At 51.9% G+C, this 16,378-nt stretch carries 19 protein-coding genes; 4 read left to right on the forward strand and 15 right to left on the reverse strand.

Going from position 1 to position 16,378, the window contains the following annotated elements; all coding sequences use genetic code 11:
* Window positions 1-194 precede the first annotated feature (194 nt).
* The gene (locus J2I48_RS15970; RefSeq protein WP_207336477.1) at window positions 195-1,223 is read left to right on the forward strand and encodes a glycoside hydrolase family 43 protein; all 1,029 of its coding nucleotides are present in this window, start codon (window positions 195-197) and stop codon (window positions 1,221-1,223) included.
* A 148-nt stretch (window positions 1,224-1,371) separates the two neighbouring features.
* Window positions 1,372-2,517, forward strand: a complete 1,146-nt coding sequence (locus J2I48_RS15975) for a L,D-transpeptidase family protein (RefSeq protein WP_207336478.1) — start codon at window positions 1,372-1,374, stop codon at window positions 2,515-2,517.
* Window positions 2,518-2,577: 60 nt separating this feature from the next.
* Here the strand turns inward: J2I48_RS15975 and J2I48_RS15980 are convergent, their stop codons facing one another.
* Window positions 2,578-3,285, reverse strand: coding sequence for a murein L,D-transpeptidase catalytic domain family protein (locus tag J2I48_RS15980; RefSeq protein WP_207336479.1), 708 nt, complete (start codon window positions 3,283-3,285; stop codon window positions 2,578-2,580).
* A 169-nt stretch (window positions 3,286-3,454) separates the two neighbouring features.
* A complete protein-coding gene (locus tag J2I48_RS15985; protein WP_207336480.1) occupies window positions 3,455-4,165 on the reverse strand; it encodes a murein L,D-transpeptidase catalytic domain family protein in 711 nt (236 codons plus the stop codon).
* Between the two features lie 311 nt (window positions 4,166-4,476).
* Here J2I48_RS15985 and J2I48_RS15990 point away from each other — a divergent pair, with 311 nt between their 5' ends.
* On the forward strand, window positions 4,477-4,710 hold the full coding sequence (locus J2I48_RS15990) for a hypothetical protein (RefSeq protein WP_207336620.1): 234 nt from the start codon (window positions 4,477-4,479) through the stop codon (window positions 4,708-4,710).
* Window positions 4,711-5,142: 432 nt separating this feature from the next.
* On the opposite strand, the gene J2I48_RS15995 is transcribed toward J2I48_RS15990, so the two are convergent.
* The 10 genes from J2I48_RS15995 to J2I48_RS16040 form a co-directional block, all read right to left on the reverse strand.
* Window positions 5,143-5,772, reverse strand: a complete 630-nt coding sequence (locus J2I48_RS15995; protein ID WP_207336481.1) for an HAD hydrolase-like protein — start codon at window positions 5,770-5,772, stop codon at window positions 5,143-5,145.
* 10 nt (window positions 5,773-5,782) lie between these two features.
* On the reverse strand, window positions 5,783-6,184 hold the full coding sequence (locus J2I48_RS16000; protein WP_207336482.1) for a DUF3347 domain-containing protein: 402 nt from the start codon (window positions 6,182-6,184) through the stop codon (window positions 5,783-5,785).
* Between the two features lie 107 nt (window positions 6,185-6,291).
* Complete coding sequence (locus tag J2I48_RS16005; RefSeq protein WP_207336483.1) at window positions 6,292-6,921, reverse strand: FISUMP domain-containing protein; 630 nt, start codon at window positions 6,919-6,921, stop codon at window positions 6,292-6,294.
* A gap of 48 nt (window positions 6,922-6,969) precedes the next feature.
* Window positions 6,970-8,295: a hypothetical protein gene (locus tag J2I48_RS16010; RefSeq protein ID WP_207336484.1), complete on the reverse strand. Its 1,326-nt coding sequence runs from the start codon at window positions 8,293-8,295 to the stop codon at window positions 6,970-6,972.
* A gap of 69 nt (window positions 8,296-8,364) precedes the next feature.
* Window positions 8,365-8,982, reverse strand: a complete 618-nt coding sequence (locus tag J2I48_RS16015; RefSeq protein ID WP_207336485.1) for a hypothetical protein — start codon at window positions 8,980-8,982, stop codon at window positions 8,365-8,367.
* Window positions 8,983-9,319: 337 nt separating this feature from the next.
* Window positions 9,320-9,469, reverse strand: coding sequence for a hypothetical protein (locus J2I48_RS28305; RefSeq protein WP_229376354.1), 150 nt, complete (start codon window positions 9,467-9,469; stop codon window positions 9,320-9,322).
* Window positions 9,470-9,600: 131 nt separating this feature from the next.
* The gene (locus J2I48_RS16025) at window positions 9,601-10,017 is read right to left on the reverse strand and encodes a DUF4345 domain-containing protein (RefSeq protein WP_207336486.1); all 417 of its coding nucleotides are present in this window, start codon (window positions 10,015-10,017) and stop codon (window positions 9,601-9,603) included.
* Window positions 10,018-10,093: 76 nt separating this feature from the next.
* On the reverse strand, window positions 10,094-10,672 hold the full coding sequence (locus tag J2I48_RS16030; protein ID WP_207336487.1) for a Crp/Fnr family transcriptional regulator: 579 nt from the start codon (window positions 10,670-10,672) through the stop codon (window positions 10,094-10,096).
* 19 nt (window positions 10,673-10,691) lie between these two features.
* Window positions 10,692-11,486: a LytR/AlgR family response regulator transcription factor gene (locus J2I48_RS16035; RefSeq protein ID WP_207336488.1), complete on the reverse strand. Its 795-nt coding sequence runs from the start codon at window positions 11,484-11,486 to the stop codon at window positions 10,692-10,694.
* A gap of 20 nt (window positions 11,487-11,506) precedes the next feature.
* Complete coding sequence (locus J2I48_RS16040) at window positions 11,507-12,628, reverse strand: sensor histidine kinase (protein ID WP_207336489.1); 1,122 nt, start codon at window positions 12,626-12,628, stop codon at window positions 11,507-11,509.
* A gap of 340 nt (window positions 12,629-12,968) precedes the next feature.
* On the opposite strand from J2I48_RS16040, the gene J2I48_RS16045 reads away from it, so the two are divergent.
* The gene (locus J2I48_RS16045; RefSeq protein WP_207336490.1) at window positions 12,969-14,174 is read left to right on the forward strand and encodes a site-specific integrase; all 1,206 of its coding nucleotides are present in this window, start codon (window positions 12,969-12,971) and stop codon (window positions 14,172-14,174) included.
* A 95-nt stretch (window positions 14,175-14,269) separates the two neighbouring features.
* Here J2I48_RS16045 and J2I48_RS16050 read toward each other — a convergent pair whose 3' ends face one another.
* The 3 genes from J2I48_RS16050 to J2I48_RS16060 form a co-directional block, all read right to left on the reverse strand.
* Window positions 14,270-14,635, reverse strand: a complete 366-nt coding sequence (locus J2I48_RS16050; protein ID WP_310587281.1) for a transposase family protein — start codon at window positions 14,633-14,635, stop codon at window positions 14,270-14,272.
* 16 nt (window positions 14,636-14,651) lie between these two features.
* Window positions 14,652-15,167 carry a hypothetical protein gene (locus J2I48_RS16055; RefSeq protein ID WP_207336491.1) on the reverse strand — a complete coding sequence of 172 codons (516 nt, stop codon included), beginning with the start codon at window positions 15,165-15,167 and terminating at the stop codon, window positions 14,652-14,654.
* Between the two features lie 288 nt (window positions 15,168-15,455).
* The gene (locus J2I48_RS16060) at window positions 15,456-16,094 is read right to left on the reverse strand and encodes a toll/interleukin-1 receptor domain-containing protein (RefSeq protein ID WP_207336492.1); all 639 of its coding nucleotides are present in this window, start codon (window positions 16,092-16,094) and stop codon (window positions 15,456-15,458) included.
* Window positions 16,095-16,378 lie beyond the last annotated feature (284 nt).

Here is a 16,378-nt window from a genome sequence, read left to right on the forward strand (position 1 = left end):
ACGCTCGCGTCAGCCCACTCGCTCAAATTGCTGACGCGAGCGTAGGCCTGTGGAGACACAGGCCAAGGAGTCGAAGCCCACTCAGCGCGAAGCAACATCAAACCTTAAACATTCACCCCCTCACTCTTCACAACCCCCAACAGGATAGTTTCAGCGCGAATTGCCTTTGGAAAGAGACACGAACGTATCCCGTTATGAAATCCTCTACCCTACTCTTATTTGCCTGTATGATTACGCTGTCGTCATTGGCGCAGCGCACGTTTACTAACCCGCTGAAACCGTCGGGACCCGACCCGTGGGTGTTGCAACAAGGCGGCTGGTATTACTACATGAACACCACCGGCCGCGACCTCACCCTGTGGCGGACGCACAACCTCGCCGACCTGGCTGCCGCCGAGAAGAAGGTCATTTTCACGCCCCCCACCGGTACGGGCTATTCCAAAGACATCTGGGCACCGGAGATCCATTTTCTGGACAACCGCTGGTACGTCTACTTCGCCGCCGATTCGGCCAACAACCTCAGCCACCGGATCTGGGCGCTTGAAAACACCGCTGCTGACCCATTTACGGGCAATTGGACCGTGCGCGGCAAAGTCGGTGACCGCGACGACCATTGGGCCATCGACCTGTCAGTGTTCGATTTTCGGGGGAAACGTTACGCCGTCTGGTCGGGGTGGGAAGGTCGAAAGAATGGGCAGCAGGATATTTTTATTAGCCAGATGACCAACCCCTGGACGCTGAAAAAGGGCCGTCGCACCAAGATTTCGTCGCCCACCTACGAGTGGGAACAGCACGGCGAAATGTCGGCAGAGGGGGTGAAGAACGGGGAACCGGTGCGAATTCTGGTGAATGAAGGGCCGGAGCCGCTGCAACACGACGGGCGGCTGTTTGTGGTCTATTCGGCCAACGCCTGCTGGCTTGACTACTGCCTCGGCCTGCTCACCTACCGGGGCAAGGGCAGCTTGCTGAAAGCCAAAAACTGGATCAAATCCCCCACGCCTGTGTTCACGCAAGCGCCTGAGAATGGGGTCTATGCACCCGGCCACGGCGGCTTTTTCGTAGACAGCAAAGGCCAAAATTGGATGATCTACCACGCCAACCCCACCGCCACCGACGGCTGCGGCAACAAACGCGCCCCCCACATCCAACCCTTCACCTGGCACCCCGACGGCTCCCCCAACTTCGGCAAACCCGTAGCGAACGTGCCGATGGTGTTGGAGTGAAGGGATTTACGATGTACGAATTACGATTTACGATTTATTGCTGACGCCAGAATAGTCTTGCTCCAGCCCATTGGCGTCAGCAATAAATCGTAAATCGTAATTCGTACATCGTAAATAACATTTCTCTCCCGTCATGCGTCTTTATAGTATGACTCAACGCACCATCACCGCCCTTGGGGTAACACTTTTTCTGACGGCTACGCTGTTTACGCAGTGTACCGAAAAAACCAAACCAGACCCCACCGCCCAGCACCTGCGTACCGCCAAACATATGGCCGACTCGCTGGGGATCGACACGACGCGCTATGCTACAGCCAGCCCCGGTCTGGCGGGCGAGACGCTGCGCAACCTGCTCACCGAAATCAGATACGGCCAGAAACCGGCCGATCAGTCGTTTAGCAAACTACCCGAAACAGTAGACACAACGGTGATTGGCGAAGCCCTGCGCACGGCCGATCCGGTGGCGAGTGTGCAGGCCAAGGCCCCCGCTTTTGCGCCTTATAGGGCGTTGGTAGCGCAGTATCAGCAGGTGCGGAAAACGGCTACGCCCGCCCAGTTGGGCCAGATCAGGCAGACGCTCAATTTCTACCGCTACCTCAACCGCTTTGGTGCCGACAAATTTATTCTGGTCAATATCCCCGCCGCACGGTTGGCCGTGTATGATCAGGCCGGACACCGCCAACTGCCTATGGACGTGATCGTGGGGAAGGCCGGAAAAGCAACGCCCCGCTTCAATTGCTACCTGACCGACATTGTGGCGTACCCCTACTGGAACGTGCCCGAAGGCATTGCCCTGAAGGAAATTGTGCCGAAGGTGCGCGCGAACCCCAGCTACCTCGATAGTCAGAATATGGAAGTGCTGGACAGCCACGATCAGCCCGTCGATCCTGAATCGGTTGACTGGACAGACGTTTCAGCCTCGAACTTCCCATACCGATTTCGGCAAACGTCGGGTTGTCATAACTCGCTGGGGCTGATCAAGTTCACGCTCAACGGTCCGCCCGCTATCTACCTGCACGATACCAACGCCCGGCAGCTATTCGACCAAACCACCGACCACTGGCGGAGCCACGGGTGTGTGCGGGTAGAGAAGCCTGTAGAGTTGGCCAACTTCGTGCTGGGTACGCCCAAATTTGATCAGGGGTTCTACAACCGCTGCCTCACTGACCAGACACCAAGCACCTTCAAGCTGCCCAAGCCCTTCCCCGTCTTCGTCACCTACAACCTCGCCGACGTCGATGAGACGGGCAAGCTGGTGTATTATAAGGATGTATATGGGCTGAAGAAGTCGTAAGTCGATAGTCGTAAGTCTGGAAAGCCGTGCGTCAGCAACACTTCACACGGCTTTCCAGACTTACGACTCCTTTTTGCAAAACACCGACTGCTTCAGATACTGCTGATCGGGAGAATAGATGAACAGGCAGGAGCCACCTGAAATGGCCCGCACAATGGGCGAACATTCGGACGTAGATACGGCGGGGCAACCCTGACTGCGGCCGAGGCGACCGGTTTGGCGGATAATGGATTCGCTGACGTAATCGGCACCGTGCATGACAATGGCGCGGGCAAAGGCATTGTCATTGATGCCCTTTTCCAGCCCCTGTAACTGCATCGACAGGCCGTGTTTGCCCTGATACAGGCCCAGCGTTTTGTAAAAACCAAGGCTCGACTGAAACGATGAGTTGGCGTTGGAAAACCGTTTGGCCAGCAGTTCGCCGGAGTTGCGACCGTGAGCTACGTAGGTATGAAACAACAGCTTTTGTCTTAGTAAATCAATGACATACAGCCGTTTACGGCTCGATGGTTGACTCATGTCGACGATGGAAAGCAGCGGCTTGGCACCAGATACCTGCTGCATACCACGCACCGCGAGGGCAAAGACGTCGCGGTTTAGGCCCGATGCGGCCAGGTTAAGCTGATCGTAAAGATGAAAAAAAGGGAGGGCCGGGGGCAACGTTACGTGATGCGCAACGGTGGTGGTGATGGAGGGTTTCGGCGTCTTTTCTGAACTGGTCAGGCTAAGACAAAACAGCGACAACGCGGCGATCAACACTCGATTCATGCAGACGGAATTTTTCGTTGGTATCGGAGTTAAAACAACGAATAGTCTACTGGTTTAATTCGGTAATCGGCGTTAAAAAAGGAAGTGAGCCATTGTTCGAGTTGAAGCGAGTTGCATATGGTGTGGCTTGGCGCGCGGTGGGTTGCTGACGCACAGCCACACCATACACCTACTGACTAGCCAATAACCTCGGCACCGGATTTACGAAGGTCGACTGGCTTAGGTATCGCTTATCGGGATAGTACACAAAGAGCGTAGCGCCGCCTTCTACGGCCTCGATAATGGGCGTACAGAGTTTGTTGGGCACCGCCGGGCAGCCCTGACTGCGCCCTAGCATACCCGTGTAGCGGATCGTGTCTTCGCAGACGTAATCGGCCCCGTGCAGCACAATGTTGCGGGCGAACACCTGGTCGTTAATGCCTTTTTCCAGCCCCTGCAATTTCATCGACAGCCCGTGCTTGCCCCAATACCGCCCCATGGCCCGGTAGAAACCCAGGCTCGACTGCATCGACGACCCTTCGTTAGAAAACCGGCTTGGCCGCAGTACACCTGACCCTTGTCCATGAGCCACGTAGGTGTTGAAGAGCAGCTTGCGCTTTACGAGATCAATGACATACAATCGCTTATGTGTTGATGGCAGGCTCATATCGGCCACCAGCAAAATGGGTTTGGGTTTCGGCACGTACTTCATACCCCCCAGGGCCAGTTCGTAGGCCGTACGCGACAGGCCGCTGTTTTCCAGCAGCAGGTCGTCATAGATATGAAACAGCGGATTGGCCGAGGCCGTACAGGTAGGATTTTTTGGCGCAACCGCTGCCTGCCGCCACGGCACAGCAGCCAGGCAGATCAGGGCCAGCAAACACGGTAGAAGAATACGCATACGGGAATGGGTGGCTTTACCAACTGGCTTGGCCCGGCGGGTTTATTTAGGTCTATAAAATTACTCGACAACCACTACACCAGCAACCAGCCCCTGACTTTCAACCTCAAACGGCATAAGGTTGCTGCTTACTGGTGGGTGCTGCCGCCGTCGACAGGCCGATATCACCTGTAGTTATGGCAGTGGCATACGTATGGCTGAACAGCCCAAATTTACTCAACTATAATAGGCACTAAATGGGCCTTCCTGACACGAAAAAGCGGCTTTTTATGTTATATCAACGGGAACAGAAACAACAAAAACAGCGCAAAATGGAATCGACTAAACTGCTTGATTTACTACCTCCGGCCACCGGCACCATGGCATCGTTGGGCAAATACCACAAGGCCAATGGTCCCGCCACGGCTGCCCTGCTTATTCAGATTGCAGCCGAAATGCTGGAGACATCCCCCGCCCTCCGCAGGCGCATGGGCATCACCCTCAGCGACCTCGCCGCCGCCGACAAAGTCCGCAAAGAACTAGCCCGCAAAACGGCGGTTGCCTAGGTGTATAGGGTAGTAAAACCGGTTTTATCATGGCCTATGAAAGCAAAATCCTGACAACCTACTGTCAGGATTTTTAGTATATCCGTTGCTCTAGTCAGTAATGTCGATAGTATTAGGAGACGCAGATAGCCTTCTCCGTCAACTATGCGCTAATGTTAACTACCTAACCGTTAATCGGTGCCCTGATGGCGTTCGCGCTTCTCCTCCGGCAAGCACCAGCAATGCTACGGCTCCTATTAAGTTTAAGTAGCCAATTCCTATGATCGGTTGATCGGCCATCCATAACTAACAACAGACCGTAGCAACGCAGGATGCCGTAATGGATTTCCTCCACGTCCAGCGGCGAAGACGCCAACGCACGTTGGCAGTTCCGCTTCAAAACCGTTACGATGAAAACCTCCGCGTCATCGTATATATGCCACCGCCTACCAGCTACGTTAACACGAGTTGCTCAATATCAGTCATCTGCTTCAGGTCAAGGCCTATTGGTAAACTCGGCAGGGCATCAAAACGGGTGTATCCCCACGACACGGCACCAAACGCAACACCCTCGCTTATGGCGGCTTCCCAGTCGCGCAGTTCATCACCGACAGCCAGCGTTTGGGCAGGCTCGATACCGCTTCGACGAAGCACCTTGCGAAACGCCCGCGCCTTACCAAAGAGTGCCGTTCCACAAACGTAATCGGTGATGAGCGAGGCAATATTCGGCCCCAGTACCCGGCGCACATTGGTCTCTGTATTCGACGAAACAAGGGCCAGCCTGACACCCGCCTCGTCTAATCGACGCAGCATCTCAGGCACACCGGCAAACAAACAGACCTCACCGATAGATTGAGTCATGAGTCGGCGCATGCCAAAAGCAAGCAGCGGAGATTTCCAGGCGGGAATGTGCAAATGTTGCATCAACTGGCGCGGCCCCAGTGTTCGAAGCATGTCCAGTTCGGCGTCCTCCATCGGACGAATACCGTAGCGAACAGCTACCGTATTAAACGCTCGCAAAAAGAGGGGAAACGAGTCGGCGAGGGTGCCGTCAAAATCAAAGATAACCAGTTTATAGCGCACGTTTAGTCCGTCAATTAACAACACCCTTAATTACGTTAATGACTCGGCCCTGACGCCGTTGCCGGTGTTCTGCGTATGGATTCTCGATTTGCTTGGTGCCGCTCAACCAGTAAGCACCGTGAGGAAAAGCCGATGAACTGAATTGCACATATACGGTAGCCGGGCGCGTCGAGCGGACCAGAGCGATCATAGCAAGGGACAAATCCCCGAAGAAACGGCGTTGGCCCGTCACATTGCTCGACTTACAGATGCTGAAAGCAGCGGTGTCAATGGCCAGCAGCCGTTGCTGATCCGTTGCGGATAGGCGTCGGCGATCAAGCTGGTCCAGGACGTTCAGCAGCGTAGCCGCCCGTGCTTTCGCCCGCCCGCCGTCCGAGGCCACCAGCGCAGCTTTGAGCTGAAAATAAGCCATCAGAACCGGTTCGGTTGACGGCGCCCGGCACACCAAAGCTCCGCCTAGGTCAAGAAACAGCAGTAGCAAATAGGTCTGTCGACAGGTCATATGGCCCAGCAGATAAATCATTTGTCGCGAACAAATCGCAGGTTGAAGCGGTCGTCGGGGCTATTGCTATTTTGGTAAAAACGTAGAATGTGCGTATTGCCTGCGGCATTTTCCTGGATGCTCAGCGTGTTGCCTTCCATTGTCCAAAATTCGGCGAGATCCCCATCCTGAGGCTGAATCGTGCCGGATACGTACCCAGCCGGATAGGCATTGAAACCTGACGTATTGGTGCCTGCAAGCGTCCGCCAGTGAGACGTGGACATCAGGTTGCGGATGGCTTGCTGCCCTTTTGCCTCGAAGTTTGTAACTACCACGCCCTGCTGTTGAGCCAGCGCCAAGTAATCAGCCGTTGTCGGCAGTCGCCAGCCGCTTGGCAGCGGAACCGCTTTAGCCTCGATAAAGGTGTAGTAGCGTCCATATTCGGGTTTTTCCGAACCCGACCGGTAGCCCACGCCACCCGGCCCGGCATAGTTGGCAGCGGTCCAGACCTGATTGCCTATCGCGATGATCGGGTACGTCTTGTCGGCAATAACGACCGACGCAGGCTGGGGAAGGGGTTGGTTGGCTGGATCTTTCCGGCACGAGGTTGCAGCAGCCAACAACAGGATAAAGTAACTCAGAATGAAGTAAATACGCAGTGATTTCATGGTTTTAGTGAGGAAATTGATTGTGTAGAGGACAGCACACCATACTTACTAGAGGCTCGCAGCCCGAAAGTGGCCAGACACGGACGTAGTTTCGTGCTTGTCTGTTTTGCTGTCGTAGTAGTGCAGCGTTCCCGAAAACTGGCCTGCCACCTTTTTCTTCTCGCGGTCATAATCAGTGATTTTCACCGTTAAGGGACCAACCACCTGCCCACCGGTGCGGGGGTAGTATACGCTCGACCAGCTTTTTTTGTTGCGGTCCTGTCCTTCGATGAATAGTTGGCTGTCGTCGCTGCCAGAGGCCGTGTAGGTACCGGTTCCGGTAAAGTTCTGCTTGATGCTCATACTGACAAGGGCCACGTTCTCTTCGCCAGCTAAATGGCTTCCTTCGGCCATCCCGACCTGAAAGGCTTGCCCGTGGGCCACCATGAACATCAGCAGAGCAGCATTAGGCTCTGTAACGCCGTTGAGTTTAAACCCGTTGGCTCCCTCGATGGTCAGGTTTGAGACCAGCATCAGCTTGGCGTTGGTTCCAGTCAATAGTACCTCTACGCTGACAGCGATCTTATTTTTTTCGGGCATCGCGCCAGGTACCAGGTACGTAGCCTCCGCCTTCGTCTGGTTTGGGGTAAGGTGGCCCAACTGGATATCAACCCGCTCGGCAAGATCCTGCCCGTTTACCCGCCAGTTCTTTACGTCAGCCGCTTTTAGGGCTTCAGGGGTCGTCAGTGGGGTGAAAAAATCGTCGATGGTCGAATTATCACTAAGTTCCCGACGACCGGACTGGAAATACACAGTTAACTGCTGGGATTCACCGAGGGCCAGCGAGGCCTTGGCAGGCTCCATATAATACTGCTCATAAAAGGCCGCCGGTTGCAGCTTGTTCACACGTGCGGAGGCTTTCCGGCTCGCTTTGTTCAGGATGATGTCGCGCCGACCCAGCCAGGTGCGGTCGGGCTGCTGAACGGCCAGCCCCAGGGCTTCGGGTGCCGACCCTTCTACGTCGTTAACCTGGTAGTTCCAGACGAGTTCGGCGGGTTTGGCCAGCTCCAGGTTTTGGGGGCTGAATGCATAGCCCAGCCCCGTGCCGCCCGGTGCTTTGTTCTCGACGGGCTGCACTGTAATCAGGGTGTCTTTTTTCAATGCCCCCGGCGGGATAATCAACGTTAAGGCATTGTCGGCAGTAGACAGACTGCCCCCGGCTGGGCCAATAGTCTTCTGAATTGGACTGCCTAAAGGCTTGCCTACTTCAGTCGGGATGCCCGGCACTGGGGCGGTGGGGGCTGGTGCGGGGTCAACGCCGTTGGCGGTAGGTTGGCAGGCGGTCAGCAGCCAGCCGCCCAGCAACAGACCCAGTACGAAACGGGAAGAGTGCATGATGATAAGGCGTTAAGTCCGGGCAGCCGGTAGTAGCTACCCGGACGGTTGGTTGTGAATCAATAGCGGTTACCAGTTACCGGCTTCCATGATGACGCCCTGTTGGTCGTCGTTGCCGAAGTACACACGAAGGGCGGGTTTGCCCTTGCTGTTGGTGGTTTTCTCGTAGCGTACCGAGAAGGTGGACCGCTGCAATTCACTCTCCTTGGCCGCCCGCTTAAAGTCTTTGTCGGGCGTACAACTGTATTCGCCTCGTTGCGTGCCTTCCGTGGGTGTCAGCGAAATGGACTGATCGGCTTCGTTGAATTTGGCTTTGCCCTTGAAGTAGGAGTACGCTCCGGTGCGGCAACTATAGTACGTCGTGAAGTTCATCACGTACATCTCGTAGGCCCCGTTGGGTCCAAAATTGAAGGCAATCGACTGTTCGTAGGCACTGCCGTTGTAGGTGCCCCCCGTGCCCCAGAAACTGCTGGGCGAAAAGGTGCCGTAACTCCATTTCCCACCCACGCCACTGGGTGGAGGAGATTGTTTATCCGGGTCAATGCTGTCAGCCGATTTGGTGCAGGCCAGGCTGACCGTGGTGACAAGTCCTAGCAACAGTACATAACGCAACGCGACAGACCGGCGGGTAGACCGAGAGCCAACTAAGCCTGAACACAGGCTTATAAGCGGGATTCTACTTTTCATGGATGATGTGATTTTTGTGGTTACTAATGAAAATTCAGGCCTCACGGGGATGCGCCTCCCCCTGACGACAGCACAAACGTAGCCCGCCCTGACCGGGAGCAGAAGTTGATCCGAGCACAGTTGAGGATTTGGAGGGTCGAACCAGCAAAAGCAGGTGCCGAGCGTTGACGTGTCCTGTAGTGCCAATCCGAGTGCGAGCTACGAGAGCGCTAGCCGACTTATAGGTTCCAGTTAGCCTGTACGATGTGCCGCTCTGCATGAACCACCAGAAAGGCAAGCAGGTCGCCCGGTGGCAAGCGCATCCAGGGCGCAACAGACAAGGGAATCCTGACGGCTTTCAGGTCCTTTCGTTGGCATCCCGCAAGAGACTAAGTAGTTCTTCTTGCTGGTTAATAAACTCGGCCACTACCTGGTATACGGGTACTGATTGGTCGGGTTGATGCTGCCGGGCGGCTTTGAATTTCGCCCGTCCCGTTAAGGGGTTCATGAGTTTCGTCAGGTAAGCGGATAGTAAGGTCTTCTCATCCAAGTTCTGAAACGTCTGGATGGCCTGTAGAATATGGCACTCGACCTGCTATTCCAACCCGGCGAGCGAGACTGCTAGATCAACAGATTTCATTAAGCCGACAACGTAGCACTGGCCTTGCGGTTTGCCCACAGCAGCAAGAGGGCAATCAAACAGAAAACCGACTCGATAACCAGCCATTGCTGGCCAAACGCGCCCAATGGCCCTTCAGACAGCGTCGTGATGATCCGCGACAGAGCGTAGAACCCCCACAGAAGGCTCAGAAATGCCAGCCCCTTCGGCACGTCGCGCAGCATCAGGTACAGCAGGCTGATAAACAGGGTCAGGCCAACACCCCCGTACACGCCCCGAATGGAACTGAATGCGTCGGTATTGGACAGGCGGACCTGCACTAAGTCCATTACGGACTGTGGATTGGAAAAAGCCATCAGGCTGACCGACAGCAGAGCCAGGGCCGATAGCAGGATGAAACTTTGCCCGGCCCGTTTGGCAATACGGTTGATTTTCATGCTCTTGACAGTTGTTTTAGTACGGGACAAAATTGCGGCGTCCGCCCTCGCCCGTTGTTGGTATTTGCCAAGATTATCAGCCCTTCACGCTGTTGATCAGTTTACTGAAGTTTGTCGGGTCCACGCCAATGTAATTGGCCAAGTATTTATGGGGCACTACCTGTAGGATATGGGGACTGCGCCGAAGCAGCGTGCGGAATTTTTCCGTTGAGGAGTAGCATTGCAGTTCTACCAACCGTTCGAGCACGCCCGACAGTGCCTGCGTAATGCCCAGTCGAATCATGGTTTCCACCGCCGGGTGCTGCTGCATGACGGCCTGTAAGTCAGTAAAGGAAGCCCGCAAAAACACGGAGGGGGTCAAGGTTTCGTAAAAGTAGCGGGCGGGTTGTTGCAGCATCAGGGCATCGACCACCCCGCCGAAGGAAGGCGCATACGTGAAAACGAGCGTTGCTTCCCGGCCCTGCTCGTCCAGGTAGTACACACGCTGAACGCCCTCCGCTACGAAATACAGATAGTGTTCCCGCTCACCGGCCACCGTCAGCAGGGTCTTGCGTTTGGCTGAGAATGGCTGCCAGATGCGGACAAAGTCGTCCCAAGCCAGATTGGGAAGAGGATGAAGTGCATCAACGAGTTGTTTTAATTGATGTGTAGGCATGTTGGCGGCAACGGTTGAATCACTTACCCATCCATTCTTTGAAGGGCGTGAGTTTTTCGCGGCTGACGACCACCTCCTTGTCGGTGCCTGGTTTGAGTTTCAGGGCCAGGCGGTTGCCAAAGTACGTCTGCACCTGATCGACGCTGCCAATCGACACCAGGAACGAGCGGCTCACCCGGAAAAAGTGGGCGGGGTCCAGCATGGCTTCTACTTCGTCGAGGCTGTAATCGACGATCATTTTACGCCCGTCGAGCGTCTGAAGCTGATTCAGGCGGTTGTCGGTAAAGAAATACGCAATCTGGTGGGTTTCAATCGACAGCAGTTTGTTGACGTACTGTACCAGAAACCGTTGCCGGTAGGCTTTGGGTTGAAGCTGTTTCTGCAATTCCTGCACCAGCAGCCGCACCGTTTCTGATGCTTCGACGCCCGTTGGCATTTTGGCCGCTTTCTGACCCAAAAACTTGTCGAGCGCGGCCCGCAGTTCATCTTTCTGAACCGGCTTGAGCAGGTAGTCGATGCTGTTAACTTTAAACGCCTTGAGCGCGTACTCGTCGTAAGAAGTGGTAAAAATGACCGGAACGTTCACGGGGATTTGCTCGAAAATCTGAAAGCTCTGACCATCGGCCAGTTCGATGTCCATCAGAATCAGGTCGGGCGAGGTTGGGTGGCCGGTGCCGTAGGTACGCAGCCAGCTAACCGTTTCCCCAACGCTACTGGTAACGGCCACAACCGTTGCATCGGGTTCGACAGCCTCCAGCGTTTTGGTCAGCTTTTTAGCCGCGATGTCTTCGTCTTCAACAAGCAGGATATTCACGGGTCAGACGTCTGGGTGGTTTATAGACGGGCAGCAATACTACCCGATGTGATTAGGGGAAAGGAGACAATAAACTGGTCGGCGGTCTCTTGAACTTGCACGTCGCCCTGACCCAGCAGCCGAAATTTGGTAGCGATGTTATGCAACCCAACTCGTGTGGAAGGCATTTGATGCGGCTTTCTCTGGAGGTTATTCTTCACGGTCATCAACGCATCCGGCCCCGTCGAAATATCGACCCGTAGCGGCTGGTTTTTGTCAATAACATTGTGTTTAACCGCGTTTTCGAGTAACAGTTGCAGGGTCAGCGAAGGCAGCAGATAGGTGTCGAACGATGTAGACACGGCAATGTTGAGGTGCAGGCTATTGCCGTAGCGGGTTTTCAGCAGGTGGAAATACGAGCGTATGAACTGGAGTTCGGTAGCCAGATCGGTCAGTTCGTGCTCATTAGCCCGTAGCAGGTAGCGATACACTTTGCATAGTTCATTCAGAAACTCTTCGGCCCGTTCGGTGTCGTCGCCAATCAGGTACGACAGCGTATTGAGACTATTGAACAGGAAGTGCGGATTGACCTGCTGCTTCAGGCTATCCAACTGCGTTTGCAAATTCTCTTTTTTAAGGGCTTCAGTTTCCCGCTCCGATTTGAGCAACCGGTTAAAATAATAGACTGCTTCCTGCATCCCGATGGTGAAGCCGCTGAATACTAATGCGCCCGATGCCATCAACGCGCCCACTGCCACCAAAGCCCCCATGTTGACATTCGCTGTGAAAACCTGTGTGCCGAGTAGCTTAGACCCTTGATTCCCTGCCCAGAAATCGAAAAATGTATCGACCAGAAAAATCAAAAAGATTGTCAGCCAACACAGGGGTAGGAGGAGCAGAATTCGTGTACGGGTCTGGGACAGGTGCGGGTATCGTCGTTGAAATCGGATGATAATCCAGCGGGGAATTTCCCAACTAAGGGTTATCACAATCAGCGATTCGAGGGCAAGCTTCAGGTTGTTGCTACTCAGAAAATGGGAGGTAAAAAGCCCCGACGAGTACAGATCGCGCAGCCACAGCAAGCCAATGCCGCCTACCCTGACCCACCGATCATTGATCTCTTTCACCGCCTGTACAAAGTATGAATCCTCTGTGTCAAACATAGGCCCCTAAAGGATGATCTGTATCATGCCACGATGCTGAACTGCGTAAAAACTGTGCTGAACCCGACGAATAGCTGTTTCAATTTACGCTGACTTGGAGAAACAAAAAAAGTCCTAAATCATCGCGATTTAGGACTCTCTTCATTTAGCTCCCGAAGCTGGGCTCGAACCAGCGACCCTCTGATTAACAGTCAGGACATTTTGACTTGCTAAAATTTACAATTACTTATCATAATACTGATTATCAGACGTATAGATATTTACTTAAGGAAATTATTTTTAACTAATTGCTGAAATTTACTAGGTTTGTTTAAACCATGTTTAAACCGACCAGCTATAAATGGCTTCAATCAAGGTACTTCTATACACGTCAAAAATGTTAAAAAATGGGGAACACCCCATAATGGTAAGGCTTACCAAGGACCGAAAAACTAAGTACATCTCAGTAGGCCACAGTTGCCCACCCGATCTCTGGGACCATAAGAAAGACTTACCTAAGCGAAAGCACCCAAACTTTCGTGAGCTTGAAATCAACATCGAACTGAAGAAGACAGAGGCCAAATCGCTCCTACTTGGGTTTGAAAACGAACAGAAAGACTTCTCACTCGATGACTTCAAACAGCGGTATCGTGCTCATACTGTCCGAACGTCTGTCTATGACTACATAGACAAGTTAACTGAAGAACTGAACAAGACTGGCCGAATTGGCTATGCTAATTCTCACAAAGATTTGAAGAGGATTCTGACGCGGTTTCGTGAGAAGGAGTTTTCCTTTTCAGACATAGATCATGCATTCCTCCGCCGTCTTGAGCAGTTTTTCCGGGAACGCGATATGAACGAAAACGCGATGGGAGTCTACTTTCGCACTTTGCGAGCCGTGTACAATAAGGCGATGGCTGACGGTTATGTCAAAAAAGGAGACACCCCATTCGATGACTTCAAGGTCTCCAAATTCAAATCCCAAACCAGAAAGAGGGCCATTTCAAAGGAAGATATTCAGCAGCTAGCTAAGGTAGATATTGCTCCTAGCTTACGCCTTTATGACAGTCGTAATGCCTTCCTATTTAGCTTCTATTGTTCAGGGATTAACTTCATTGATGTGGCCCATCTAAAATGGGCCAACATTATCAACGGAGAAACGCTGTATTATGAACGGGAGAAAACAGGTGATGTCTTCACGCTCAAAATTCTGCCTCCTGCTTTGGCCATTTTGGACCACTACCGCAAGTTCAGAACATCTGGCTACATCTTCCCCTATCTGGACGCATCAATCTACAAAACACCCGCCACGATCCATCAGCGTATTCAAGAGCGACGCAAAGTCACGAATAAGGACCTCAAGAAGTTAGCGATTATAGTTGGTATAGACCCAGTTCTAACCACTTACACAGCTCGTCATTCCTTCGCTACAGTGCTTAAGCGAAGCGGAGTGGCTACGGGTAAGATCGCAGAACTAATGGGTCACGAGAGTGAACGTACTACTCAAGTTTACCTAGATAGCTTTGAGCAAGAGGACCTTCACGACGCTATGTTGAATTTGCTATAGGTATTGTAGACTACAGCAAACTTTATGAGATGTGTTATTCTTCTGGCCCGTAGCATGCGGGCATATAATAGACATGTTGCAAAGGTGATAGTCAGCTAACTAGTTAAGTTGAAGTTCCACAGACCAGCACAAATAAGTAGTGATAACTCATACAAATTTGCCTTGTGTGTACGCAGTCGATCACTTAAATACCGGTAGCGTTTCAAGCCGCCAATTGCGTGTTCGATACGAACTCTAGTCGAACTCTTAGTCCGATTCGCTGCCTTTTCTGTTGAGGTCAACTCGCCGCCTTTTGGTTTCTTCTTCGGCTGACTAACTGCCTGACAGTCATAGTCATTGACTAGGCCCTGATAGCCTAAATCTACCTCAATGGAAAGTTGAGAAAACCAAGGTTGATCGGGTGGGAAATGATACTTTAATTGTCGATAATCATAATGTTTTCCTTGCCAGGCTTTGCTCACATAATGAATGTAGCGGTCAGGGGTAGCAATAATTAATAACTTGACGGTATGAGTTTTTTTTACCGCTGTACATGCCCTGCTGATAGTCTACGTCCTTGGGGCGTTGCGTACGTTGTTCGGTGGCATCGATAAGCAAGGGACCTTTGTCCGAAAAGTAAGCTTTGAAGCTCTCAGCGTTGTCAAAATGCGTTTTGGGAATATGGCTTGACTGGCTCAAAGCAGTTTTAATGAGGGCAAGTCCGCTGTCCTGATTGCGCTTAGCTGTCGAGCCATCCATGCCTGTAGCCAGGCCCAACAAATCGAAAGAAAGGCCTGATTTTAAAGAGAATAGCGTAAATAATAGCAGGTCTTCATAGCTGCTCAGGGCGGGCTCGTCAGGACAATCTTTATGGCGTAGATCAATAGATTGTCCATATAGCTGCTCGTAAGCGGCAGGCAGTAAGGCGAGCAGATTTTGGAATCGTTTCTGATCAAGCCCGGTAGCTGAGCGCCAATGACGATCTGTTCGTAAGTTAGCCGTTGAGAAATTCATACCACAAAATTAACTCTTTCAAGGAGTTATAACGAACTGACTATCACCCCTGCAACAACTCTAATGATTGAAATGTCTCTCCGGCGATCACTTACAAAGCCCAATGCGAAGCGTCCAAGAATTGAGGCTAAAACTCGAAGCCGCTTACCAGTCCAATAACGTGATCATGTCTATATCTGTCAAGGAGACCCTAACATTGACATGCAACAAAGCTGTTTCAATACTAAAATTAATATTGACTTAACTGTTTAAAAAATGACACATTAAAAGTTATAAAATATCTACTCTTTATGGTGTGATCTTAGCTAGACCTGGTCTATTACCTTCAAGAGTAGCTCTTTTAAATATAGATGCATTATTTTTTACCAATGCCTCTATATTTTCATCTGTGAGCTCAGAATCAATTCGTCTGCGCAGCCTATCAAAACTTACCATCTGATATCCACGCTGATTTAAGTAGTTTAGAATGGATTTTACTAATGGATCCTCTGAGTTCGTTGATATCTCTTGCGATGCGCTCTCTGCCATTACCAAACTTTGGTAGCTATCGACCTCGATTTCTTTAATTCTTTCAATTAAAAGATCCCATGGCAGAGTATTAGAAACCCTAAAGTCTAAATGTTGAATGGATTCCAAACGTGGGTGCATTTGGCATTCAGTGATTTTAAGTGGAATTATTGGTTTTCCTTTGCCGATAGCATAAGCCCACTCATATGTCACGTAAGATGATTCTGTTGATTGCAAACTTAAAGCCACCAGTACTGCTATACTATTAGATATACCATTTTCAATCCCTTGGCGCCAATCAGTACCGGCAATTAAACTACCTTGGTCTCTCCATAAGCTAATTCCTGCCTCCGCAAGCTTTATTCCTAATAACTCTGCAAAAAAATAATCTTTGGTTGAATAACTCAGAAAAACAGTCATACGGTTACGGTTTGGTTGTATGTCAACTTATCATTACGCTGCGAATATCCTTGTGATCATTCTACCAGCCAGTTCATCAAAGCAAGGTAACCATATGTCGACTGCCGTAATTTAGGCGTATTTGGGCGATGTCTCGAATCAATTTGCGTTGCCCTAAATCGTTGCGTGATTCTGCCTTGTAAAGACAACTTGACAGTAACAAGAATAATACCTTATGGCCCCCGGAAACCCAATGGTCGTTCATCAAACTCTGAGCTAATCCTCAACGTTAAGCGGGCCCGCTG

This window comes from Fibrella aquatilis, from assembly GCF_017353255.1.
GTDB lineage: Bacteria > Bacteroidota > Bacteroidia > Cytophagales > Spirosomataceae > Fibrella > Fibrella aquatilis.